Source organism: Bacillus sp. M13(2017) (assembly GCF_002218325.1).
GTDB classification, from domain to species: Bacteria; Bacillota; Bacilli; order Bacillales; family Bacillaceae_G; genus Bacillus_A; species Bacillus_A thuringiensis_K.
Map to the genome: position 1 here is coordinate 286,480 of NZ_KZ268503.1, position 24,886 is coordinate 311,365.

A 24,886-nucleotide genomic window follows, 5' to 3' on the forward strand; every position below is an offset into this window, starting at 1 on the left:
TATAGTACTATTTATTTTATATTTTCATTCCCCATATAAACTAAACGATTCAATATATAAATAATACTTATAAGTTCTATAAATTATTTTTTAAGCACTATAGTGTTCTTACATTCATTTGTACACTTCTCTAATCTGATAGAGAGGTGATACACTTGTCTGATTTCTTAAAATTAGTTGGGGAAAACATCCGCTTTTTACGAAAAAAAAGAGGATTAACGCAAGAAGAATTGGCTGAACAAATCAATCTGCAACAAGCTTATATTGGTGGAGTTGAACGTGGAGAAAGGAACATTTCCATGCTTACTCTGCAAAAAATTGCTATTGGTCTAGAGGTTTCACCAGATGAAATTCTAAATTTTGGTAATATCAATTTAATCGATAATCCTCAACGAGAGGAATCTCTTAGTATCATTACTTCTCTATTACATCAAAAAAATGCAGGTGAATTGCAATTTATTCTAAAGTTTCTTCATAATTTCTCTGAGTTCGTAGAAAATAGCAACATTAAGTAATAAGTGCAACATATTTTTAAATACATACTCTAGATTTTCACTTACAATAAATGTCTCAAATTATCTAAAGGTCACTAAAAGAATCTCCTGCCCATTCCTCACCCTAATAAATTTTAATACCATTAAATAAAAAAACGTTATCCTTTCTCAATATGTTGGAAAGGATAACGTTTTTTTATAAATTTTTTAATTCAAGACTATATCAACAGATGAAATAGTTTACTTCTAGTAAATTGCATAAGAACGCGATTTACATAATTAGTTTCACACATTTTCCTTTTTATATTTTCGATTTCATGAGAATAGATGTTTAAGCATCTAATATTTTTGAAGTATATAATTTATTGTTTTCTATTCACATAACAGAGTTATTCGTTAAACAAGGATTTAACGCGAAAATGAATGGTATGTATGTAATCGAACATGTCTCTATCGCCTCTTATTGTACAAAGACAAGAAACTCTAAACTAATTAGACAAGAAAGTCTAAACTATCATTTGGGGAACTTAGTTGGGACAAGAAAGTCTAAACTAAAATTTTTTAGATCTATATAATATCCATTTAACCTAATGTTAAACCAAATAAATAAATTCGAAAGAATATAATTTATTTAAAGAAAAATCCCCAAAAATATGAATTTTTAGGGATTAGATGCATTATACGTATAAACGGTTTACCACTTGTTTCATTTTCTAGTTGATATTAGTAATTAAACGAATTTCTTCTGCTTTTAGTTCAGTTGATTTCACGTTAGATGAATACCCTACTCCCACGAACAATTCTATTGCAACCGTATCTTTACAAGCCCGTTTACCGAAGTGTAGGATTACTTTTTCTCAATTTATTTGATTTAGTACATTTACTAAAATATCTACCAAGAGCATGTATAAATCACTTGTTATTATAAAAGAGTATTTTTTATAGTTAACTTTTGAGTATTAAACAATGCTATTCTAGACTGATAACCTTTGAATCTTACATATTTGTCAAAGAAATAATCATCGTGGCTCCTAATTTAATGCTCCATCATCTCGTGGGCAATATCATGTCCATCCATATCCGATGGGTAGTAGGTAGGCCAGTGTATGACTTCATCCAATAAAGCTTCACGATTGTCACCCCAATACAAGTGGTAGTGACCAGCTTTATTCGGATAAATACCATGATCACTAAATTGAATATACTGAGGAACTCCTTCTGTTTTTTCTGCTAGTTTAAATATGTATCTTACACCTCTATTCCCTGCATCATATGTCAGAATTTCGTACCCATCATAGATATACTCACCAGAATTTCCCTCTTTGTTTTTGTAGAATGTTACAGTATTGCCTTGAATCACAATACGGTTAACATCTGTTTGATACCCTTCATTATAATAATCCTTATATTCTTTAGCTGTCATTTTACCTTTATGTTTCGCTTTATAAGCAAATACCTCATCAAGCGTTCCATCTTGTAAATATGGATATACAGATTGCCAGTCTCCTTTCCAATCGGAGAGTGATCGATCCTTCACTTGGTTGTCTTCGAAATACCCTTCATAAATTTTTTCTGTTTCTTCATCATGAGCATGATTATGATCATGACTGTGATCGTGTTCATTTTCGTGTGTATGACTTTCAGATGTTTGCTCTTGCTTTTTAGATGAACTTGAAGTCTGACAGCCTACTAATACTAACATTGAACTAATAGTTAATATACCTACCTTCTTTGTAAATGCAATTTTCATTATAAAACCTCCATTTAAATCGTAATGATTACGATTTAAATTATACATATGTCTTGCGCAAACATCAACGGAAAAATAATCCAATATTAATAAATAGATTATCCTATCTGTAAATCTTTGGAGACTATTACAAGTATGATGCAAAAGCTTCCGGACAATTGCAATAAATCTATATAACCTCTTAGCTTTTCATTCTAATTTCTACTGAATATCATCTGAATTTGATTCATCAACTATTTCAAGTGCAGTTTTTTGAATATACTCATGTGCTCTATGAGCTGAGTTTCTTGTTTGAAATCCTATAATCGTATTCCAATTTTCATTTTTAAATTCTTCCCTTGTTTATAAGAGCGCTTTGTAGAATTACCTAAAGCTTTTATTTTTCGGAGGGATTTTTATTAATGAAGCAATCTTTTCAGGTATACGTTATTTTTACTCCACGGTGTTGAGAATCTGTTGTTTGAAACGCCTTTTTTACTTCTTCAATTTTATTTGGTACGTATTTTTCTTTTAACTCTAATACACCATAAACGATGTTATTATAAGTTAAGTTAACTTTACTTTACTTTTTCTGTAACAACTAGTGTTATAAAGATACTGCAAACAGATTCATTGTCTTATTTTGATAGCTTCCCGTTAAAAGACTATACGTTTCGTTTAAAATTAATTCCGAATCAGGTAGTACCATTGTATAAATTTCAATTCAATGAGTAATAGTAGAGACATCAAAATTAAGATTAATTCGACTAATTAATTTACCTCCTGAGGAATTCCTAAAATCAAATCTTTTATATCTCCCTATAAAATGCTTGTTTCACTTCCTTGAAATGAAACATAAAATAATTCAAAGTACTTTATGTTTGAACAGATTTCTCTGTACTAACAGATTGTTGTTTTTTCATGAATATAAGTAACATAAATACAGTTATTATTGAACGATAAATATGAAATGACGCTGTTAATTCACACCTAGATGCAAAACCTCTCCCTTGAAATACAGGTGTAATTTCAAGCTCTGGTATATCAATAATGTGCATATATTCTCCAGCAACTCCGACAACCATTCCTTTTATTGACCACGCAAACCCTGTTATGATTCCGGTACTAGCTGCGTCCCCTGTTCCAATTTGTGAATGCCATCTCCATTGATTGATTTTAACTTTTTTTAGATTTTTTTTAAGTACAGAATGAATCTCTTGCAACTTTTTTACTATCTCTCCCATACTATCAATCTGTGCCATTACTTTATTTTCAATACCGCCCTCTTCTTCTGCCTTTTCAATTTTTTGTCCAGTCTTTTTTTGCTGCTTTTCTATTCTTTCTAATACATCAAACGTATATTTAATTTTCCATATTTTAACTTGTAGTAAACATTGTTTTTCTATTTCTGTATATAAGAAAGTAACTTTCAAAGATATTTTCAAAAACAATATAAACAAAATAATCAATAACAGAACCCCGATTCCAATTACAAGCCACTTCATGCTTATCATCCTTTCATTCCATATCCATTATCGACATGGCCAAAGAATATTATACATATTCTGAAAATTACGTATGAGCAAGCATCTTTAAATAATGAAAGGTATGTAACGTTCTATATTAAAATTTTTGTTGTCCAATCAAGACACTTATAATCAAATAGCATGGTAGCATGATGATCGTTAGAAAGAACAAAAAGTACACGAGTTTTGAAATGCTACTATTTATAACTAAAACACCTCTTACTATCGTATTTAATTAAATACGATAGTAAGAGGTGTTTTTTTGCTTGTTTTATTCCATTTAATCACTCTTCATATTGCCCTAGTCCAATTAGGCTGTTTGATAACAGTATGTTACTGATAACTCCTATATTAGGCTATTATTGATTATTGTTTTCGCGAATTTCTTCGGAAGGTTCTTCCGTCGGATCTGGCTCATCTTCATCAACGCCATTGCAACCACATAACAAACCTACAGATAAAACAGTAGACATAAAAGCAAGTAAATATTTTCTTTTCTTCACGAGATTATTGCTCCTTTCAGTTAAATATTTATGCTATTATCATCTACTTTAAAAAAAAGAATATGCTGAAGTTTTTTCAGTATTTTTTTCCTATACATCCAATTAGAATTAAATCTAATTATCGAAAAACTAGGATTCTTAGATACCTGTAAGTCTATCTTGAATTGGAAAATAAAGTTAATGGTTATAATTAATCTGTATACGAAATTGTGTTTTTTCAAATACTTTAAGCAAAAAAACTTTCAATAGGAGTGAAAAAAGTGATAAGGGACAAAAGTAAAATGATTCATCTATTTTTATTATTAATTGTTACTGCAGTTTTTATATGGTCTGTTATTAAGCCTGCAAAATACTCGTCATGGGCAGCGGAAGCTATTCCTGCCATTCTCGGTCTAATCATTATAATTGCAATATACAATAAGTTTCGCTTTACTACTCTCTCTTATATCATTATTGCAATACTAGCCATCATAATGTTCATCGGCGGTCATTACACATACTCAAAGGTTCCTCTTTTTAATTGGATAAAAGAAGTCTTTGATTTAAATCGAAATCACTATGATCGATTTGGACATTTGATAAAAGGCTTGTTTATCATTGTGATAAGAGAAATATTATTACGGAAAACTCAACTTACCGAAGGTCCTTGGTTAGTTACGATTTGTATAAGTGTTTCGCTTGCTATTGCTGCACTATACGAAATCATCGAATGGTTAGCTTTTAAAATAGCAAAGGGAGGAACAACAGCAAAAGACTTTTTAGGTATGCAAGGCGATATATGGGATGCACAATGGGATATGTCACTTGCCTTAGTAGGCTCGATTCTTACGTTACTCACCCTTTCGACATTACATAACCGACTATTGAAAAAGAATTGATAAATTTCCAATCTAATAATACATAACTTATCAGTTCCATTTTGATTTTTTTATAAAACTATTTCTCGTATTTCAGAAAAAAACACTTGGGTAATATTAGGAAGTTCCGGTTTGAAAATCAAGAATTATTAGTATAAGTTGGCATCATAAATCCCTATAAAATATCGCATTATAAATTATGTGAAATTGAAACGAGTGTTTCTTTTTACGATATTTTACAAGGGGGACAAAAAATGAATATTCTTAAATTTTTGATGTCATTATTCAATTCTAAAAAAATAACTCAACAAATGTTTGAGTTATTCGGAAATAAAAAGAAGAACAATAAAGGATGGATTTGGGCTTCTTTACTAGGATTAGGAACAGTTTTCGGATTATTTGTAACACGTAATTCAAGTATGATGAGACCTATAAAACATACGTTCCAAGGTTTTCAAAATAAAACAAGAACATTTATTCCATCCAAAGTAAACTTGGCAAATATGGAGTTTGCAGATGAAATTACTCCTAACACACAAAAGAAACAAAGTAATCCAAACTAATAACTGTCACTTTAAAACATAACAATCCCATAAAAAGAAGATAGCCGGTTCCTTGTTTTACAGGAAATCGGCTAATCTGTTTTAATACGTGCAAATTTCTTTTTTAATATGGTGATCCAAATTTAATTTTCAAAATCCTCTTTAAGATTTGAAATAATACTTTATGATGTAAGAATTTCTTTTGGCACCTTAGAATGAGTACAAACAAACTGCTCAATCATTTGATTTAACTCTGTAGCCGCTTTTGTTGGTATTTGATGTTTTGCACCAGTAATAAACCTTAATTCATTACATGGTAATTCTTCATGTAATAAGTTTGCATGACTATAAAAAGTTTTGTCATTTTGTCCATAAACCAATAACATAGGTAGATGAATGTCTTTAAGGCGATTGGTACAATTATAGTGCAAACTACAGCGATAATATTGTTCGATATTTTTTGCATTACCTTTCCGAGCTTCTCGAAACATTTTTTTAAATAATTTTTTGGTATTAGAGTTCCCCCATGAAATGGCAAATGCTAAAAATGAAATTGCTCTTGCTTTCGCTAATTGGACTCCAAGAGAAATTTTCTTTTTTAAATATCCTTGACGCACTTCTGACATTCCACCTATTAGAATTCCCCCTAAACTATTTTCGGGATATGTTAATAAAAATTCCAAGGCAACTGAGCTTCCTGTTGAATACCCACATACAAAAGACTTTTTTATTTCCAAATAATCCAGTAAATTCTTCATATCTTTAGCAATTAGTGAATACGTAATTGGCTGACTTGAACTCTGACTGTTCCCATGTCCTCTAACATCAAAAGCGATTACTTTAAAATTTCTAGATAATTCTTCTATCTGATATTTAAAATTTTCACAGGTAAGTGTAGGTGGGTGAATAAAAATGATAGGAGTCCCTTCTCCTTTTACTATGTAGTAAAGACTACATCCCTCTACCTCTAACTTTGGCATGTATTGAATCACCCCAACAATTTATAATCTCTTAATAAAAGCTACTGATACCATAAGTATTTTACTCTTAATAATTTGTATAAAAAGAAAAAATATACTTACTTCCTATTTTGTTAAAGGATTCAATATTCATTTCTCTCTTTACAAAACATAAAATGTTCAAAAAAGTTCATTTTGATTAACGAAACATTTTAGACAGATATATACCCGGTTCATTAGTCATTTTGGGAATAAAACTTTTAATACTTTTTATTCCTGCATAGCTTTCCTCAACGCGCTTATACTATAACTGTAACTTAAAGCCACAAATTATTACTCGGTACGCGTGGACTTCTGTTTTATTACACGTAGTTAGTTTGCTTTGTTGCATAAAATGGAGTTTATCCAACGTTCTACACCTCTAAAAAATATCGAGTAATAAAATATTATGGTATCAAGTAAGTACTATTAAAAAGGTGAATGATATGAAAAGATTTCTAACTTTGTATGCCTTATCTTTAATTTTAGCGGGATGTTCAGACAAACCACCCTCTCTTAAAAAGAATGAATTACAAGTTAAACATAAAGATAACAAATTGACTCAAAACACAAAACATTCATTTCCAAAAAGTAAACCTTTACAACCATCTCCCACTTCAGCCACTAAAAAAATCATTCTAGATGTGCCGCTTATTTCGCAAAAACCAGAATTAAAATATGGATGCAAAGTTACAAGTTTAGCGATGGTACTACACCATGCAGGCGCTAAGGTTAATAAAATGGATTTAGCTAGCGAGATAAAGAAAGATCCTACCCCACTGTCTACAAATAAAAGTGGAGACATCATTCAATGGGGAGATCCTAAAGAAGGTTTTGTTGGAGATATAACTGGAAAAAATAAGGGATACGCTGTCCACGTTCAACCGTTACAAGAATTAATGGAACGTTATCTGCCAAATCGTACAGTAAACTTAACAGGAAAATCTTTTAATACTGTGTTAGCTCAAATTAAGCTCGGTAAACCTGTAGTAGTATGGACCACAGGAGATTATCGCCTTCCAGATAGATGGGAATCTTGGAAACATGATGACAAAAAAATTACAGCTCCTTTGGATTTACATGCTGTTGTTATTGTAGGTTTGGAGGACAAATACATTTATATCAATGACCCATTAACTGTGAAAAAAGAAAACAAAGTAAGCCAAGATATCTTCATTCAATCATGGGAAGCATTAGGGAAACAAGCATTATCCTATCGCTAATGTAAATTTGCTAAATATCTAATATTTCTATTAGTTGTACCCTTTGTATACAACTAATAAAAAGTGATTTGATAATAAATATATTTTGTCCATAGAAGTACAAAATATAAAATACTCATTAAACCCGTTTTTATTTTGTATCTAAGTCTTTTTAGAATATGGAAGACTCTTTTGTATCGACGATTTATTGCTAAAGCTAAATGGCTTTTTAGGCGTGAATATCCGAGCTTATTTCATAAGAAATTTCTAAAAGAGATAGAATATATAAAGTCCGATTAATATTAAGGGTTTTCAACTAATAGGAAATACAAAAATCTTTTCCAATTCTTTTTCACACAGTATCCTTCATTAGGATCATATCCCATTATTGAGTTTATAAAGTACATTACAAGAATTAGCAATGAAACAATCAAAATAGAGTCCTGTTAATACAGGATTCCTCATTAATTTTATTATTATATATGAACTTTTATATTAAATCTCAGCTTCATTCGCAATTCTCGCAGCCCACAGAGATTTAATATAATTAATCCATTGATTACTACTTTGAGGTAATCTTTCACTTTCGAATATTGTAGTATTACTGGCTAAGTAGTTTAGAGTTTCTTGTCCTATGTTCGAAAAGTTTAGACTTTCATGTCCCGTTATTGAGACATGAAAGTACCTACAAAATTTATGATAATGGCTATTTATCAACAATTGTTCATGGGATTTTAGTTTAAACTTTTATGTCTTTTTACATACAACAAGGACATGAAAATGGGTAATTTTTCATAAAGTGATTGCTTCAGTTATATAATTTAAATATATTAAAGCATAATTCATAAATAATTGCGTACATATTTATCATGATTTTTAATAGCAAGTTTTTTATTTAACAAATAAATTTTCTCCATTTACGGCTGTGTAGAATGTTGCCTTCGTAAAATAAACATTTTGTTCTCCTCAATATCTCTGATCATCACAATTCATATCAATTACAACGAGCCTATTCAATAACTAAATTTAGCATGCAAGGTTTCCCTTAAAAGTTGTAAATCAAATTTTCCACTTGGAACACCAAATAAATGTTCAAATGTTGGTTGAATGGATAACCCCCTTGCAATGCGTTCTTCCGGAGTCCATTTGAATAACGATGAATCTACCCAATGGTGAATCGTTGAAAGTAAAATTTCTGCTGTAAGCATTGGATTATTAACATGAAAAACTCCCTCTCTATTACCTTGAATAATTAAATCTGTTAGAATTGGATTAAATTTACAGATGATATAAACATTTTATTATTAATGACTAAATAGTTTAGAGTTTCTTGTCTCACATTCAAGGAGTTTAGACGTTCATGTCTTTCTATATATGATGATACCCTTTATAGTAGTAAATTCTTAATTACATTATAATCCTCTATTGTATCCACATCATAAAATAATTTAGCATCGCCATATACAATAATCTTACCTTGAAAAGACTTATCAAAGAAAATGGAACGCGCACCTTGATCTCCTTTTAATTTTTTCAAACTCGGAAAAATCCCCTTTGAAAATAAAATTGGCGGCTGCGGTATGCCTTGAAAGCTAGCAGCTACATAATCAAACTGTGGAAGGTGCTCATAACTATCTATTAATGAATTTAAAAGCTTAACTGTAATAAACGGTTGATCTGCAAGCATTACTATTACTCCATCAGCATTCATACTTTCTGCCTTTTCTAAACCACAATGAAGAGAGTACGATTGACCCAGACATGCTTTTTTACTAGAGAGAATATGAACTCTTTCTACTTGTATATACTTTAAGAACCAAGATGGTTCATTTGAAACAATTATAACATCACTCAAATTGGAAGAAAGTGATGTATTTAATGCTATATTCCCAAGCAGTGTATTTCCCATTGGAAGGCACAGCTTATGTATCCCCGGACCTGTTCTTCTACTCCTTCCTGCTGCTAGATATATTCCTACTATTTTCATCGTTTTTCATCCTCATTATTTGTATCATTTCTGCCATAATGCTTATAGCTATTTCCATTGGTCCCTCAGATCCAATGGATAAACCAGCAGGAGAGAAAATCCATTTAGGTTTATTGACTCCTCCTAGCAAACGTGCGGTGCGATATCGGGACCCTAAAATACCTAGGTAACGACAAGGTTGGTTCTGCAATAGACTAAGTAGTTCTTGATCCCGTTTGAAATGATGTGTCATTATCATTATAAAATCCTGTTCCTTTATAGATATCTTGGCCATAATCTCTTTTGGAAAACCGAGAACACATCTATCTGCTTCTGGAAACCGTAGTGGTGTACATAATCCCTCTCGCCAATCACAAACAGTAACAAAAAATCCTGTTTCTTTTGCTAAGGAGACAAGTGGTTTGGCATCTTCTCCTGCACCGATTATAAACAATTTTGGTCGTGGTTCGAAGCAATGTACATATAGATGTTCATACCAACCATTTTTCAATTCAAAAAGTGCTGGAATTTCTCCTTCCCAATCCCCAAACTCATGTCCTTCTTCACTAAAAAAAAGAGTCTTCGAATTTAATAAATCTTTTATCATCCAGACACGTAGCCCTTTTTCTGTATATCCTCTTACTTTGCGTAAATACTCCTTATATAAATAATTCACTTTTTCTAATAATATATAAATAATTCCATTGCATCCTACTCCCCATGATAAATCACTTTCTTCCCTCATATCAAATTCATGTATGCTCCATTTTTCATTACTTAGATCTTTAGTATAAAGATAAAGTTCTTCCTCAATACACCCCGCGCTAAGCATTCCTGCCTTTGTCCCATCTTCTCCAAATACCATCATTGAACCTTCTTTCCGGTATGATGAACCGGCTACTCGAAGGATAGTCGCAAGAGTGCAACTTTGTGGGCTTGCTATTGCCGTCTCTAATACCGCATGTATATCAACCATCTCAATCCACCTTTCCTTTAACTTTGAAGTAGGGATTTTACCGCTTCTCTAATTTCTTGATAACTTGTACATCGGCAAATATTTGATTCTAACCACTCTTCAATTATTTTGTCTGTTGCTTTTGGATGATTTACTATAAGAGCATGGCAGTTTACAATAAACCCCGGCGTACAGTACCCACATTGAAATGCCCAATTTTCTACAAATGCTTGTTGTACAGGGGATCCATGTAAGCCTTCAATTGTTGTTATCCTTTTTTCTGTTGCTTCTACTGCAAGCATGATACAAGATTTTATCGGCCATCCATCCACTAAAACCGTACAGGTTCCACAGTCCCCATTTTCACATCCACGTTTTGCACCTGTTAAATCAAATTGGTCTCTCAATGTATCTAAAAGGGTATCAGCTGTTCTCACTATTCCCTGCCGATTTTCTCCATTTATATAAAGAGTAAGCTTTTTAGTCAAAATACCCCTCCTTTAAAATGTTCTAACATGTCTCGTAATATATTTCTTAAAACAAACAACCGGTATTCTCTAGATCCACGAATATCATCTAGTACAGGCGCTGGAATATTTAACACAGTATGTTCTATCTTGTCTTCAACTGACATTTGATTATTATTGATAGCAATTTCCATAGCAGTAGAACGAAAAGGAAAAGCGCATAATCCACTAAACGCCATACGGATTTTATTTCCTTTTTTCAAAGCAGCCAGCGTAATTAATGGATAATCAATTTTTTCAAGTTTTCTCTTTTTCACACTGTAAAAAGGTAGTCCGACATACTCTATATCAGTTAAAACTTGTAAAAGAAATTCTCCCTTACTTAATCGTAGTCTTTCTATAAATAGTGAATGAATAGAGACGTAACGTATACCTTTCATTCCTACAATTCCCAAAGTGCTGTCTGCTAATAGAAACGGAAGTACTGCCTCCCTATAGCAGATTTCTCCTGCAATATTTCCACCCAACGTAATTTTGTTCCGTGCCGTGTGATCTGCTACTCTTGATGCTGTTTTACTCAAAAGTGGAAACACATTCGATTTTGAAACACGAGTTAAAGTATGTGCCGCACCAAGAACCACATAATGCTGATACCTTCCAAGCACGTTACATTCAGGAATTTCCTTTATATCAATTACAGACTGGGCATAAAGATTCCCAAATCTGCCGAGGGTAATAATTTCAGTTCCGCCGCTGTAATATATCGGATTTTTTCCTTCTTGATAAAGCTTAGAATATAGTTGTAACGCTTCTGGTATAGAATGGGGACGATAATATTCAAAATCAGATGGAATCATGATAAAGGATCCTCCTTTTTCAGTTTCGTTCTCCAAATCAATTCTGGAGTAATCGGTAACTGATGTAAGGAAACTTGTGCTGCAACGGATAAGCTATTAGCAAGGGCCGCTGGCATTCCAAGGATGCCATGTTCGCCAAGAGCTCGGGAACCAAACGGAGAATTGTCATGAGGAATTTCTATAAATTCTACTTTATATTCTGGTTGTTGACCGTAGTGGGTTACTTTATATGAACGAAATTGATTATTTAATATTGTTCCTTTTTTGTCATAACAGAATGCTTCTCTTGTTGCAAAGCTAAGCCCCATACTCATTGCGCCCATTACTTGAGTCTCCGCTCCTTTTAAATTTAATACCTTTCCAGCATCTATTACGCTAAAAGCACGAATTAATTTATATGTATAATCCTGCGTATCAAATTCAACTTCCACTGCTTGTGCTGCAATTCCCCATTCCGGTCCTGATTTCCCCTTCCCAGTCTCCTTATCAGGTTCTGTGATTCCTTCAAACGTATATGCTCCTCTCCCTATAATCTGTTGGTTAATTACCTGTCCGCTTGAATCGACATATCCTAACGCAATCTGATCTATATCTATAGAAAGATTAGGAGATTCTTTAACATATACTTGTTTGTTGGCAATCTCTAAGCTCTCTATCGGATGTCCTAATAAAATAGAGGCAGATTTTTTTAACTGTGAAATGATATCTTCTGTAGCAGCTAGCACTGCATTCCCTACTAGATACGTAGTTCTGCTTGCGGCTGTTTTCCAATGTTTTGGTGCAACTTGTGTATCTACTTCCATTTTGATATGTATATCTTCTATCTTCAATTTCATTTTTTCTGCTACCATTTGCGCAAGCACAGTTTTTGTACCCGTTCCAATCTCCACTGCACCACAATGGATATTTACACTTCCGTTTTCATTAAACGTTATTAACGCACCTGCACCTGCATCTGATGGTGTTGTGGAGTTTTTCCATGCAAAAGCAATTCCCTTTGCATGTACTTTTCTATCTGAAATTCGGATATACTGCCCTTCATTCCAATTTATTAGTTTTTTTAATCTTTCTAAACATTTTTTCGGATTGCCCATATTGCTTCTTGTTACCGGAACTTGTGTAGGTGTCGTATCTCCTAGTTGGATTGCATTTTTTAATCGAAATTCAAGTGGACACATACCTAATTTGTTAGCCATAATATCTACTGTTCGCTCTACAACAAAAGTATATTCAGAATGTCCAAATCCACGGAATGCTGTAGCATAAGGATGGTTTGTATACATACAAAGCGAATCACACCCTACATGCTCAATTGAATAAGGTCCTGTACAATCTAGACCCGCCGCTTTACTGACAACAACAGCTCGATCCGCATAAGCTCCACCATCAAATAAAAAAAGGAATTCCGCAGACTTTAAGCTCCCTTCTTTCGTACAACCTAGTTTGACTTTTGCTTGCAAACCAATATGAACGGGGGAAGTAATAAAATCCTCTTCTCTGCTATTACGAAGTTTTACCCTTCTTCCTCCTACAGATTTGGAAGCAAGATAGGCTAAGATTTCAAGTTGCACCATGGTTTTCCCGCCATATGCTCCGCCTACTAAAGGTACTTGAACATGTATCTTGCCTTCATCTATATGAAATGCGTCACTCAGCTGCTTCCTAATCTCAAAGGGTGCCTGAGATGTAGATGTTACAAGAACAACTCCGTTCGGCTTAATCTCTACTTTTGTACATCTCGTTTCCATTGCCGCATGATCAGATTGTGGAAATGAGAAAAACTCTTCTACAATTATATCGCTCTCACTAAATCCTTTCTTAATATCCCCCTTCCGAACTTTTGTCCGCGTGGCAATATTTGTATTGGGTTCTGGGTATGCTTCCTCTATGATTCTATATTCTCCTAAACGCTCATGAACAAGAGGAGCATTGTTTTGATATGCCTGTATAGAAGAATTGACAACAGGAATTTCTTTGTACGTTACACGTATTGAAAAAACTGCTCTTTGGGCAGCTGCTTCACTATCTGCAATCACCATGGCAATTGGTTCACCAAAGTATCGTACCTTCTCAAAAGCCAGAGGTGGCCGATCCACTATACTACTACCAACTAGATAAGGATAATCTTTACCTGTGATAATCTTCCTTACACCTGTTATTTTCCAAGCATTACTTGTATCAATGCCCTCTATATACGCATGTGCATATTTACTAGTTAAAAGCTTTACATGCAATATTCCTATTTCATTTGCATCGTCAATATACTTTGCTCGTCCCGTTACTTTTTCCATCACTTCTTTCCTGGGAATACTTTTTCCAATGATACGATATTGACTCATAAGCCCCCTCCTTTTGTTCCTAATCTATAGTATTAGTTTTATCCTACTTTTAGTACATGTAAAAACTCGCTCTATAGGGGGAATGTTAACATTTTTATACTTTAAGGAATTCTCAAAACTCATTACCACTAATTCCAATTGAGACTATGATTTAAAGATAAGTTTAGGATATATTTCAAGCTATTCTATATATCCTAAAAGAAATAAATTTACTTGGTGTATATTTCATTAAAACATGGGCAGTACGCTTTTCATTAACAACAAAAGAGACACCAACCATATCGCGCTAACATTTTTAATATAGTAATTGTTATATACATAATATAATCCTATTCAAATATCTACTTTATCCAATAAAAAGAGAGTACCTACGGAAACAGATATACTTATTTAGAAAAAAGGTGTTAAATGAGTATTGAAATAGGATATAAGCGAGTGAGCTTGTCCTTCTCAAAATGCGCATTAAAATAAGCACCTTATTCAGGTGCCAAATAAAACGTAGGGGTACCAGCTGTATGTCAGAAAAACTTTCTATTTCATTATATGAAGTAATGTCTTCATTATGCTTAAATTAACTTCTAAGTATATTTATTTTATAATTTTTATATAACAAAGAAAAAAAGCATCCATTTCGAATGCTTTTTGACTTAAAGTAGATTCTCTTTAATTTTATTAATTATAATTTGAGCTGCTGATTTATCATCTTGTACCTTTAAATTTTTCCATCCTACATGAAGATTGAAATTAGTACATTTAGCTCCGCCATAAAAGGAATCATTGTAATAGGTTAAATTAAGTTCCCAATACTCGATTCCGTTCGTTGGGCTTTCAATTGTATAAAAAAATGTTTTAGAGGAAGCACTTATCTATGCGCAGAGAGCAGCTAGTGAAATAGATTCGCTGCTTCAAACGCCTTATCAAGGTTTTATAAGAAACACCCTAGAGTTAGTGAATAAAACCTATAATATTATTTTCGAAAGAAAAAATGAATAGCTTATAGAGAATAAAGAAAAGAATGTCAAGTTAAGAAAATAGATCATCCCCCAAACGAAAAAAACAGCTGACTTCTCAAAGTAACTAACTGTAGAGAAAGAAAATTTTCATTTTGGGGGTACTTCAAAATTTTAGCTTGATGGGCATGTATGGTGACCCCTTATATAATTATAAAGGTGATGATTTATTAAACTATTTATTTATCACGCTTGCATCAACTTTTACAATCAGTTTTCCTTTTTCAACAATTCCTGAAACTTTTTTAATTTTTAATGAAGCATTTCTTGGTAATATTAATTCTGCATATTCATTTCCCATATATACAGCATGTGTTCCTTTTGGAACTTCAATATCCATACGAATTGTTTTTGCCTTTTCTCCTAGATATTTATCAAGAATAGCTAGTGACGTACTTGTAAAACCTTTGTCTTTAACAGTTTTTCCTTCATATTTCTTCTTGAACTTTTCAATTGATTCTTTATTAACTATAGTTTCTTTTGGGTTTTTTGGATCTTTTGGAAAAAATGTCCCCGGTGCAATTCCAAACTGTTGCTCATCTGTATATCTATATACCATAATTGTATCTGGTACACTGGCAGCGTTCTGTTTAAATACTTTATCCATCTCTGCAGCGTATTCCTTTGCTACTTTTACATACTCTTTAGGATATCCATCTACTTTCCCTTCTCTTAAAGCTTGATTAATCCTTGTTCCATTTTGCTCATAGTTATTAAAAGCTTCTTTTGCTTTTGGTGTTACTACAATTTTATCTCTATGATTAGGAAGGTTCTTTCCATAATTTTTTGCTTCTTTCTCTTTGTCTTTAAAATCTATCAATTTATCTAAAAATTTATCCGTTTTTTTTGTGGATTCAATAGAAGAAATAGGGTAATCAAGAGTTGAACTTTGCTCCATTGCAGATGCTGCATTAGCTGTTCCACTCATAAGAACTATAGTCGCTAGACCAAAAGAAGCAACTTTTTTACTTAACATGTGAATTTTCCCCTTTCAATGTCTTTAATATTTTTTAATATAAAGAGTTGGTATTTTTTATTACTTTTCAATCGAAATGAAAGACATAATAATTTTCGCAGCACCCTTAACTACAAAATCAGGAACGACACCTGGTACAACTGATCTTAGGGATTTATATACTAATTCTTCAACAGTTTTTGAATTTCCGTAATATTTTTCTACCGCTTTTAAAACAGTTTCAAGTTTAACATTTTTTTTTATAACATTAGGAAGTTTGTTCCATGCTTTTTTCACACCCGCTTTAACTTTTGCAAGACTGACTTTAACTTTTGCAACTTTTTGAGGTCCTTGAACTAAAGAATGAGATTGTTGGTTATTATCCAATGGTAATGCCCCAACTGCTTCAGCTCTTGCCATATCAACAGGTGATAATTCATATCCTTTCACTGAATCTACTAACTCTTGACTAGAGTCATATGTAGAAGCTGAAGCAGTGTTAGTAATCATTGCTCCGCTACTAAATAACATTCCCCCAACAAGTAACGCAGGAACTGCTTTCTTTTTTAAATATTTCATTATAATCCCTCCTTTTTTTATGATTAATTACCTTCGCTTTTTATCATAGTATTATTTTCCTTAAAATGTAATATTTTTCTACTTTATAAAATTAAATCAGAATTTTATAATTTTATTGTAGAAATGAAAAAATCCCGATAACTTGATCTCACCATACATGCCTATCAAGCTAAACTTAGCTAAGTTTAAACTCATCAAAATTTTTTCTTTCTTGTACAAAGGTATGAAGCTCCAAACTATTTCGAAAAGAATCTCTAAATTGAAATTTTATAGATTTAACGAAATAAACCCATTTAATCTTGTATAGGATTGTGCCCATTCTAACCTAAGATCTATATATTTTTGAAGTCCGTCAAAAGGTTATCCCGAACCTTTTGACACTTTGATTTTTATAGAAATATATCTGCGTCCAAAAGTATGCTTTCTGGCAATATTATGGTTCAAATTGTGGCGGACTTATAATTCAAATCACATCTTAGAATGCCTTTTCTTTATAAATAAAAGTAACGTAGTATTTAGACCTATACGTTCACACAAGATTACATGTATTTAGTTCTGTAAATCTATAAAATTTTAGTTTGGATTTTCTCGGCCCAATCAAGTCCCAAAAATGAAAGTTTAAACTAAAATCACATGAACAATCGCTGATAAATAGCCATTACCATAAATTTTGTAGGTACTTTCATGTCTCAATAACGGGACATGAAAGTTTAAACTTTTTGAACATAGGACAAGAAACTTTAAACTAATTAGCCAGTAATGTTCGAGGGCTTTTTTTGCAAAGTACGAAAGATTAGAACGCGAACTTAAAGAATTTGTTTCAGAAGAAGATAAGAACACATTTTGGCTATATTCAAGACATGAAGACTTCATTGAAGAAATGAAAAGTATAAATGAATTATTGGCAGTATTAAAACACGCTCTTTAATGAGCGTGTTTATCTTTGTAACAAAGATAAACACAAAAATAACATTAATATAATAAGATTTTAAAATTTATGTAATGTTTTCTGCTTATTATTAGAGCAGGGGGTGTTAATATGACTGTAAGCTTGTTTTTTGTTAAACTTATTTCTGCAATTGTAGCATCTGCATGCGTAGTACCTGCTATTAATGGTATCTTTAGTAAAATTGAAGAATATGTAGGCTAAAGCATCCATAGCGGGTGCTTTTTTGTTATATAGGTTAGCATTATATCATTTTTATTTCATTGCATATCAAAAGGTATAGTTTTTAGAGAACATCCTTGTAATATTTGAAGCATTACATTGCCATAAATCTTTTTTCAACTCATAAACTTGCCTCAAAAAATAGTAGTAGTAGGGGTCACCATATCAAAAAAATTGTACGTTTAGACACAAAATAACCGACTCCTTATACATTAAGGAATCGGTTATTGATTTTACAGTTTTTTATGAAGTTTTTATCTTATAATGTTTTAAAAGATTGATTTAAGTCTAAAAACTTAAATCATAAATAAAAGATAGAGTGAAAACTATATAAGAAATGAATGTAACGAAAACAAGAAAACATATAAACTGAGCATTAGATACATATTGTGCTATTCTTTTTTTCATGTTAATTCGTATTATTTTTTAAATGTGAAGTATCAATTTGAATCTCACCTTTCCAAGATCCAGATACTTTTCCAATTCTATTTATATTTACATTCAACGTAAGGGGTTGTTTAAAAGCATCTTTTTCTTCAGGATTTACAACAAATGTAACAACGCCTTCTGGTTTATCTTTATCACGAATGCCTGTTTCTAATTTTTTACCTGCTACCATAAGTTCGAAAGGGAGACGGTCATCTTTATCTTGTATAAAGGATATTACTTCTCCATTTTTCAGCTCAGGGTTTTCCTCTTGTTGTTGATTAACCTTACCATCATTCCCAAGCTCTAATCCTGATGTATCAAATTCATATGGTACTAAGCTTCCATCAGCTTTTTCCATTCTATAATGAACTGAAATACGTGAATCTGCGATATATAACTCTTTGAAATGTACCGTAATACCTTGATCTGTAATTTTTTCATCAATAGGAATATATTTACCATTCTTCCTTCCATCTATTTTGTTACCATTTTCATCTGTACCCCCCTCATTTACAACCTTATCGTTTGTAACTGCATTAGAAAAATACGAGGCAACATTCGTAGCCGCCACTTGTACTTGTGGAATCATTGCTGTTGTAAAAAGTCCTGCTGCTGCTACTGCTGTATACATGAAACGTTTTGATTTTTTATTCATGTTTGTAAAAATCCCCTTCTTTTGTTGTTTTTTATGATTTAGATTAGAAACATTGTCTTGTTTTGAACGGCTTTCAAATGTTTTCCATGCTTGTTCTACATCAATTTTGATTTCTTGCGGTGAATGTGCAGATTCTTCATCTAGCATTACGTTCTCCCATTGGTTTAATTTACTGATTTCTCCTAATAAATCTTGGCATGCTTCACATGTATCTAGATGCTTTGTGAATTCCTTTCTTGTATCATGAGAAAGTTCTCCATCAATATATGTTTGAATAAATCCGATATCATAACATTTCATTTGTTATGCCTCCTCCATTTGTTTATAAATCTTGCGAAATTTCATTTTGGCTCGGACTAATAACGTTCCAATAGAAGTTATTTCAATTTGAAGTATTTCTGCAATTTCTTTATATTGAAAACCAGAGAATTTCATTAGTAAAAGAGTTCGTTCTCGCTCATTCATTTTATTTAGTATCGTATGAACTTTTGTAATTTCTTCTTTTCTTATCCAATCATCGTCTAATGATGAGACATTTTGTACGTCATGGTATTGTATTTCCTTATCAATTTTCGCTTGATGCCTTTTTTCAGATCGCAAATGGTTATACGCTACATAAGTAGAAGATTTAATCAGCCATCCAGGTATGTTTTCGATTGCTTTCCAATCACTACGATATAGTTGTAAAAATACTTCTTGCGCTAACTCTTCAGCAATAGGTTGATTTTTAACAATCCATATAATCTGTTTCACAGCGAAAACATAGTATTGTTTAAATAAATCTTCAAAAGTCATATCCGAAACAAGGCTTTCTTCATTTTCTATGGTTAACATGTTAATTAAAACCTCACTTTCAATTCGATGCCTGTATTATATAGAAACCAGAAAAACGGATTTTGTGACAGTTTTTCTTATTTTTTTATTTTTTTATTATGTACTAAAAAAAGCATTCATCTAATTAAAAGATGAATGCAAAAAGGGAAATGAAAACATAAAAACTACAACTCTTACTGTAGTTTTTATTAATGTACAAGAAAACAGTTAGTTTGTTGCCAAATCGTGTCTAAACGTACAATTTTATTCTTTAATATAGTGATCCCTTATAAGCTTAGCGCCACATCACAAACGAGTTAAAATTCTATACTACCCCCAAAACGAAAAATTAGATTCCTTTATAGCAATGAAGTTCATTTTTATCGTTTTAGGGGCAACTTGTTATTAAGTTGATTGTTACATTTTATTTTTAGAACCATAACTTTGCCACAAACAAAAAGAACCATAACCTTGCCGTTTGGGCGAAGTTATAGTTCAAATCACATAAGATGCCTTTCTATTCTGTAACAAATTTAAATACATAGTACATAAAAAATAGACAAGATAGATAGGCTAGCCTGCCAGCAATTGATTCTCTCATAAATTTCATAAGTATGACTTTGACAAGCAATGCTAAGAATAACGGTATAAACAGTACCATAGCAAGTTTGATTGCTATGGTATTTATTGTTGGATTAAATGGTTCAAAATTAATTATAATATTCACTTACCCTTCTATTATTTTTTTATTTATATAATATAATTATATAAATAAAATCGCTGCAAAGATACTATAAGCTTTCTTCCTCCAACTGAACCACCTAAATTTTAATCGGTTCTGGTGCAAATATAGGACACATTTCAAGGAGCATTGAAAATATTCTATCGTACAAAATTCACTTTCATAAATAGAACATAAAATAAAAGACCTTGCTACACAAAATAGCAAGGTCTAGATATAGTAAAATGAGCACCTTTGATATTTATAGGTACTTCTGCACATATTAATATGCTCTAATGGTATCACGCACCCATTTGTTAGGACTAATTAACGTACTTTGGAGTCACTACCCTAACATTAATTAATTCAAATTCGCCAAAAAATAGCTCGATTCTATCGTACTTATCATTCTTACCTTTTTTACATTCTGAACAATCATTAGTTATTACTCTAACAATATCGCCTTTTTCTAAATCTAACATGATTATCTGCACCTCAATCAAATTGAGTATTTTGCGTGATAAATGAAATTATACAGTAAAACACTACATTCTTACAACCTATAAATTTAGATAAAACTGGAATTTTATTTAAATTCATTTCCGCAAAATAACATGTAAAAAACTAAAAAAAGCAAAAAGAACACTTTTTTAGTTTTTCTAGCTTCCCAGCACAAATTTGAAAAAAGATTTCAAGCTATCCTTCACTATCTTTAAATTTTTCTCTTAAATTCTTCTCAAAGATAACCCTATTATCTTCCATCTTATTATAAGTTTGAAATAAAGCTTCTCTTTTCTTTTTTCTTACCCTTGGTTCTGGAGGATAACATGACGGACATTTTGCAGCCCCTTCATGTCTAGCTTTGACCATTGCTTTATATTCATGTCCACACTTACCACAAACCCACCATGCTCTTTCGTTACATCTGGTAGATGTCTCCTCAGGTGTTGTTACACCATATACTTCTTTATTCTTTGTAGGATGCCATTCTTTTGCTATTTCTGGGTTATGAAGAGCAATTGACTGTTGATACTTTTCACACGTTCTACATCCCTTACCATTTTTTACTCTTAAATTTATTTTTTCTCTCCACATATGACCTTCTTTACAAACCCACATTACTTCTTCATTTGAAGTATAAATTGCCTCATATGGATTTCGGACTTTCTGCCGATAACATGTGTCAAAGATACAAAACTCCTTTGCTATCTCTGGATACATTGTTGCTAATGAGTTGTCTTTGCAAACTTTCTTATTTGAACAGTATGGACACACAGTTTTATCATGAAGTCTACTTCTAACAGACTCCTTCCACTCATGACCCCTACCACATATCCACCATCTAACATTCCAATTCTCTTCGTCAATCATCTCAATATCAGGTGTTACATCTGCATTTCTTTTGAAATTCCACTGCTTAGATAAACCTGGATCAATATCTCTAAGTGATTTAGTTTCTATTTTATTAACATTGTTTAATTTATCTAGCTGCTGCTTTTTCTTCATACACTTTGGACAAAGCTCATCTTCAACTTTCAGCCTATCACTAGGAGTTGATCCCCAAACATGCCCCTCAGAGCATTCCCACCAAATATATTCGTAACTTCCATATGTAATATCTTCAGGATTCAAGTGACCATTCTTGGTAGGATGCCATTCACTTAACAGCTTTTTAGAAAGCCCTGTATTTATAAGTAAATTAATCATAGTATTCTCACCTCTATTTTTCTGATTCAATCCACCATTTGTCTGCGTTCAATTCTTCTGTAGTCATCTCATACTCATCTAATTTAACAATTTCATTTTCCCTATTAAGAAAGCAAGGCTTTACAAATATAGAAGCATTTCTATAACTATAACTTTCACCTATATACGCTTCAATTTTAGAAATTTCTAGTTTATAAACATATAATGGATGTGAATATATTTGTCCAACTTTAAAAGTTTTATCACTATTGTTTTCCGAAGAAATCTCTTCAACTTTCACTTTACTTGGAGGACCATGGAAATGACTATCCCACATTACGCTTCACCCTAACTTTAAATTTATTTAATTCTATTGTATCAGAATATTCACACGTGTAATTAGGCAAAAGGTATGATTTTCTCATTATTTTCATATGTTATTATAATATAAGTTACAGATATTGCTTGGCTAAGTAGTTTAGAGTTTCTTGTCCTATGTTCAAAAGTTTTAGACTTTCATGTCCTGTTATTAAGACATGAAAGTACCTACAAAATTTATAATAATGGCTATTTATCAACGATTCTTCATAAGTTTTTAGTTTAGACTTTTATGTCTTTCTACACCTCCTCTACTGTTGTACAAAGACATGAAACTTTAAACTATTTAGACAAGAAAGTCAAAACTAAAATTTTATCGAACTAAATCTAATTGGTCTTGTGTAATAATTTAGGGTTCTTTTAGAAAGGTATATATTTAAAGTTAATTAGCTATGTGAAAATAAATTTCATGTTATTGTTAACTATAATTCTTAGATATACAATAAGAACCGGGCAATTTATGATTGGTTCTTTTTGTATAGATTTTTTAATTTGATTATCTTATTTTAAATTTTCTTTAAAAGTTATCGTTACTGCATCTATAGGTGCATCATGAGTTGGTGGTATTTCTAGTAAATTGAGTAGAGTTGTTATTTAGTTTTAAAGAGTAAATCAGTAAAGAACGTCTCTATCTCTAAATCTTTTTTTGAAAATATCTCATGTTTTGCAACAAGTAGTTGTCTTAGAATATCATCTGATTTTTTAGAAATTTCAATGAAATCACTTTCTTCGCCTTTAATATGTTGACCATGTACCACAGTCGAACGACATCCATAAGCCTTTTTAATAAGGTCGAATTACTCTTTCTTTGATTCATCTGAAGTGCCTAACATTAATGCAACACGTTCTGCAATTTTGCGGCTTACTTCAGACTTATCGGTAGTAAACAGGCATTCTAAAGCATTACAATAAGAAGCTATTTTCATTGGTAATATTGAACTTACTCTTGCACCAAGTGTAAAATAATGTGCCCTATCTAATCGTTTTGACCCTTTATTTTTAAATAGAATATCTGCATCAGGGTGCTTACCACCAAAACTCTTCTCTCCATATTCATCAATAGAAAAAGGTTTAAAATCACGAGCTGCTGATAGGATTTCATCTTTCGTAAAATTAGACTCTTTTCTTTCACATGTAGAAAAGCTCATATCAATTTATCGACGCTGAATTTTTTCTTGTGTTCCAATCTCCTTTTTATATCCAATAAATCATTTTCTTGTATTATCACTGACTGTCTACTTCCCTTTCTAAGAGCGGATATACAAATGTGCTCTTATTTATCATCAAATCTTTATTTTAATCATACTCACATTTCCATCAGTATTTAGCCCCTTATCATTTATTCCTAGTTTAACAGCCCTTTCTAACGTATATCCAACTTCAGAAAAAAGACTTACTTTCCAAACTACCAGGTCCAATTGAATCTTTAAACGTATTATCACAAAGTTTAAAATCCTAATATTTAACTTTATTGTAACATTTGATATGCCCAAACTCCTTATAAATATGGTAGCATTTACCTGTAAGACAAAATATTAATATAGGAGGCAGATTTATTATGAACGCAAGAAAACCAAAATCATTTGTAAAACAATGTACAGGAATTGCTTTGGCTAGTATGATTGGATGTAGTAGTATTGGAGTTTTCGCAACAAATGTAAGTGCTGCCGAAAATGCTAATCCAGCTCCTATGTACCAATCTCTTCAAGCAGAAGTGATGACAATTACACAGTTACAAGATGCTATTCAGCATAAAAATGATCCTTTTATTAATCAAGTAAAAATATTTATTGATAAACATAAGACAGAATCAGAATTTTTATGGGGGAAAGTGAGTACTTCGTTAAAAAACGACATTGTAGACCTGCTTACAGGTGACAAAAAGCATTACTCTAATAAAATCAATAAAGCCCTTGTAAAACACTTTAGAGAAGTCCCTAAGTTATTGAAATTAGCAAGTCCTGAGTTTAAAAAAGAAATCATTCAATTACTAAAATACTTATAAAAATATCTACTAAGAGTTGATCTTTCAATGAATATTGATAGTAATAGTTCCA

25 protein-coding genes and 2 pseudogenes are annotated in these 24,886 nt (G+C 31.8%); 5 read left to right on the forward strand and 22 right to left on the reverse strand.

The features are described from left to right. The first annotated feature begins 155 nt into the window (after positions 1 to 155). Entirely contained in the window at positions 156 to 515 is a 360-nt protein-coding gene (locus CGQ22_RS13250) for a helix-turn-helix domain-containing protein (RefSeq protein WP_089148800.1), read from the forward strand. A gap of 1,015 nt (positions 516 to 1,530) precedes the next feature. Here CGQ22_RS13250 and CGQ22_RS13260 read toward each other — a convergent pair. The 5 genes and pseudogenes from CGQ22_RS13260 to CGQ22_RS31965 all read right to left on the reverse strand — a co-directional run bounded on the left by CGQ22_RS13260 (position 1,531) and on the right by CGQ22_RS31965 (position 4,252). Beyond that, a complete protein-coding gene (locus CGQ22_RS13260) occupies positions 1,531 to 2,244 on the reverse strand; it encodes a ZinT family metal-binding protein (protein WP_089148801.1) in 714 nt (237 codons plus the stop codon). 201 nt (positions 2,245 to 2,445) lie between these two features. Continuing rightward, positions 2,446 to 2,574 (reverse strand): annotated as a pseudogene (sat, locus tag CGQ22_RS32910) (sulfate adenylyltransferase); the annotation flags it as partial. Positions 2,575 to 2,659: 85 nt separating this feature from the next. After that, a pseudogene (gene sat / locus CGQ22_RS32915) lies at positions 2,660 to 2,791 on the reverse strand (sulfate adenylyltransferase); the annotation flags it as partial. Between the two features lie 307 nt (positions 2,792 to 3,098). Further along, positions 3,099 to 3,737 carry a DUF2953 domain-containing protein gene (locus CGQ22_RS13275; protein WP_089148802.1) on the reverse strand — a complete coding sequence of 213 codons (639 nt, stop codon included), beginning with the start codon at positions 3,735 to 3,737 and terminating at the stop codon, positions 3,099 to 3,101. Positions 3,738 to 4,108: 371 nt separating this feature from the next. Continuing rightward, positions 4,109 to 4,252: a hypothetical protein gene (locus CGQ22_RS31965; protein WP_000746489.1), complete on the reverse strand. Its 144-nt coding sequence runs from the start codon at positions 4,250 to 4,252 to the stop codon at positions 4,109 to 4,111. Between the two features lie 260 nt (positions 4,253 to 4,512). Here CGQ22_RS31965 and CGQ22_RS13280 point away from each other — a divergent pair, with 260 nt between their 5' ends. Both CGQ22_RS13280 and CGQ22_RS13285 read left to right on the forward strand, forming a co-directional pair. Next, a complete protein-coding gene (locus CGQ22_RS13280; RefSeq protein ID WP_139032757.1) occupies positions 4,513 to 5,130 on the forward strand; it encodes a DUF2238 domain-containing protein in 618 nt (205 codons plus the stop codon). 233 nt (positions 5,131 to 5,363) lie between these two features. Next, on the forward strand, positions 5,364 to 5,672 hold the full coding sequence (locus tag CGQ22_RS13285; protein ID WP_089148804.1) for a hypothetical protein: 309 nt from the start codon (positions 5,364 to 5,366) through the stop codon (positions 5,670 to 5,672). 161 nt (positions 5,673 to 5,833) lie between these two features. Here the strand turns inward: CGQ22_RS13285 and CGQ22_RS13290 are convergent, their stop codons facing one another. Then, complete coding sequence (locus tag CGQ22_RS13290; RefSeq protein ID WP_089148805.1) at positions 5,834 to 6,631, reverse strand: alpha/beta fold hydrolase; 798 nt, start codon at positions 6,629 to 6,631, stop codon at positions 5,834 to 5,836. Between the two features lie 464 nt (positions 6,632 to 7,095). On the opposite strand from CGQ22_RS13290, the gene CGQ22_RS13295 reads away from it, so the two are divergent. After that, positions 7,096 to 7,872 carry a C39 family peptidase gene (locus CGQ22_RS13295; RefSeq protein ID WP_089148806.1) on the forward strand — a complete coding sequence of 259 codons (777 nt, stop codon included), beginning with the start codon at positions 7,096 to 7,098 and terminating at the stop codon, positions 7,870 to 7,872. A gap of 992 nt (positions 7,873 to 8,864) precedes the next feature. Here the strand turns inward: CGQ22_RS13295 and CGQ22_RS13300 are convergent. From CGQ22_RS13300 to CGQ22_RS31980, 16 genes are all read right to left on the reverse strand, one after another. After that, entirely contained in the window at positions 8,865 to 9,140 is a 276-nt protein-coding gene (locus CGQ22_RS13300; protein ID WP_347361461.1) for a hypothetical protein, read from the reverse strand. Positions 9,141 to 9,238: 98 nt separating this feature from the next. Further along, positions 9,239 to 9,838, reverse strand: a complete 600-nt coding sequence (gene pucB / locus CGQ22_RS13305; protein WP_089148808.1) for a xanthine dehydrogenase accessory protein PucB — start codon at positions 9,836 to 9,838, stop codon at positions 9,239 to 9,241. Further along, positions 9,798 to 10,793 carry an XdhC family protein gene (locus tag CGQ22_RS13310; RefSeq protein ID WP_089148809.1) on the reverse strand — a complete coding sequence of 332 codons (996 nt, stop codon included), beginning with the start codon at positions 10,791 to 10,793 and terminating at the stop codon, positions 9,798 to 9,800. The genes pucB and CGQ22_RS13310 overlap by 41 nt, the downstream gene beginning before the upstream one ends. A 17-nt stretch (positions 10,794 to 10,810) precedes the next feature. Continuing rightward, positions 10,811 to 11,260, reverse strand: coding sequence for a (2Fe-2S)-binding protein (locus CGQ22_RS13315; RefSeq protein ID WP_089148810.1), 450 nt, complete (start codon positions 11,258 to 11,260; stop codon positions 10,811 to 10,813). Then, positions 11,257 to 12,096, reverse strand: coding sequence for an FAD binding domain-containing protein (locus tag CGQ22_RS13320; protein WP_000613082.1), 840 nt, complete (start codon positions 12,094 to 12,096; stop codon positions 11,257 to 11,259). The genes CGQ22_RS13315 and CGQ22_RS13320 overlap by 4 nt, the downstream gene beginning before the upstream one ends. After that, positions 12,093 to 14,435: a xanthine dehydrogenase family protein molybdopterin-binding subunit gene (locus CGQ22_RS13325; RefSeq protein WP_139032755.1), complete on the reverse strand. Its 2,343-nt coding sequence runs from the start codon at positions 14,433 to 14,435 to the stop codon at positions 12,093 to 12,095. The genes CGQ22_RS13320 and CGQ22_RS13325 overlap by 4 nt, the downstream gene beginning before the upstream one ends. A 1,185-nt stretch (positions 14,436 to 15,620) precedes the next feature. Further along, positions 15,621 to 16,421 carry an ADP-ribosyltransferase gene (locus CGQ22_RS13335; protein ID WP_089148811.1) on the reverse strand — a complete coding sequence of 267 codons (801 nt, stop codon included), beginning with the start codon at positions 16,419 to 16,421 and terminating at the stop codon, positions 15,621 to 15,623. Between the two features lie 60 nt (positions 16,422 to 16,481). Further along, complete coding sequence (locus tag CGQ22_RS13340) at positions 16,482 to 16,979, reverse strand: hypothetical protein (protein ID WP_089148812.1); 498 nt, start codon at positions 16,977 to 16,979, stop codon at positions 16,482 to 16,484. A gap of 1,577 nt (positions 16,980 to 18,556) precedes the next feature. After that, a complete protein-coding gene (locus CGQ22_RS13350) occupies positions 18,557 to 19,531 on the reverse strand; it encodes a DUF4179 domain-containing protein (RefSeq protein ID WP_089148813.1) in 975 nt (324 codons plus the stop codon). A gap of 3 nt (positions 19,532 to 19,534) precedes the next feature. Then, a complete protein-coding gene (locus tag CGQ22_RS13355; protein WP_089148814.1) occupies positions 19,535 to 20,065 on the reverse strand; it encodes an RNA polymerase sigma factor SigX in 531 nt (176 codons plus the stop codon). A 496-nt stretch (positions 20,066 to 20,561) separates the two neighbouring features. After that, positions 20,562 to 20,771 (reverse strand): hypothetical protein, encoded by a 210-nt coding sequence (locus tag CGQ22_RS32445; protein ID WP_089148815.1) that lies wholly within the window; start codon positions 20,769 to 20,771, stop codon positions 20,562 to 20,564. A 317-nt stretch (positions 20,772 to 21,088) separates the two neighbouring features. Continuing rightward, on the reverse strand, positions 21,089 to 21,247 hold the full coding sequence (locus CGQ22_RS31970; protein WP_175423367.1) for a hypothetical protein: 159 nt from the start codon (positions 21,245 to 21,247) through the stop codon (positions 21,089 to 21,091). A gap of 214 nt (positions 21,248 to 21,461) precedes the next feature. After that, on the reverse strand, positions 21,462 to 22,472 hold the full coding sequence (locus tag CGQ22_RS13370) for a zinc-ribbon domain-containing protein (RefSeq protein WP_089148817.1): 1,011 nt from the start codon (positions 22,470 to 22,472) through the stop codon (positions 21,462 to 21,464). A gap of 13 nt (positions 22,473 to 22,485) precedes the next feature. Next, positions 22,486 to 22,788: a hypothetical protein gene (locus CGQ22_RS13375; protein WP_089148818.1), complete on the reverse strand. Its 303-nt coding sequence runs from the start codon at positions 22,786 to 22,788 to the stop codon at positions 22,486 to 22,488. 631 nt (positions 22,789 to 23,419) lie between these two features. Next, positions 23,420 to 23,587, reverse strand: coding sequence for a hypothetical protein (locus tag CGQ22_RS31975; RefSeq protein WP_175423366.1), 168 nt, complete (start codon positions 23,585 to 23,587; stop codon positions 23,420 to 23,422). 39 nt (positions 23,588 to 23,626) lie between these two features. Continuing rightward, positions 23,627 to 23,977 (reverse strand): hypothetical protein, encoded by a 351-nt coding sequence (locus tag CGQ22_RS31980; protein ID WP_175423365.1) that lies wholly within the window; start codon positions 23,975 to 23,977, stop codon positions 23,627 to 23,629. Positions 23,978 to 24,387: 410 nt separating this feature from the next. Here CGQ22_RS31980 and CGQ22_RS13390 point away from each other — a divergent pair, with 410 nt between their 5' ends. Further along, the gene (locus CGQ22_RS13390; protein WP_089148820.1) at positions 24,388 to 24,834 is read left to right on the forward strand and encodes a hypothetical protein; all 447 of its coding nucleotides are present in this window, start codon (positions 24,388 to 24,390) and stop codon (positions 24,832 to 24,834) included. Positions 24,835 to 24,886 lie beyond the last annotated feature (52 nt).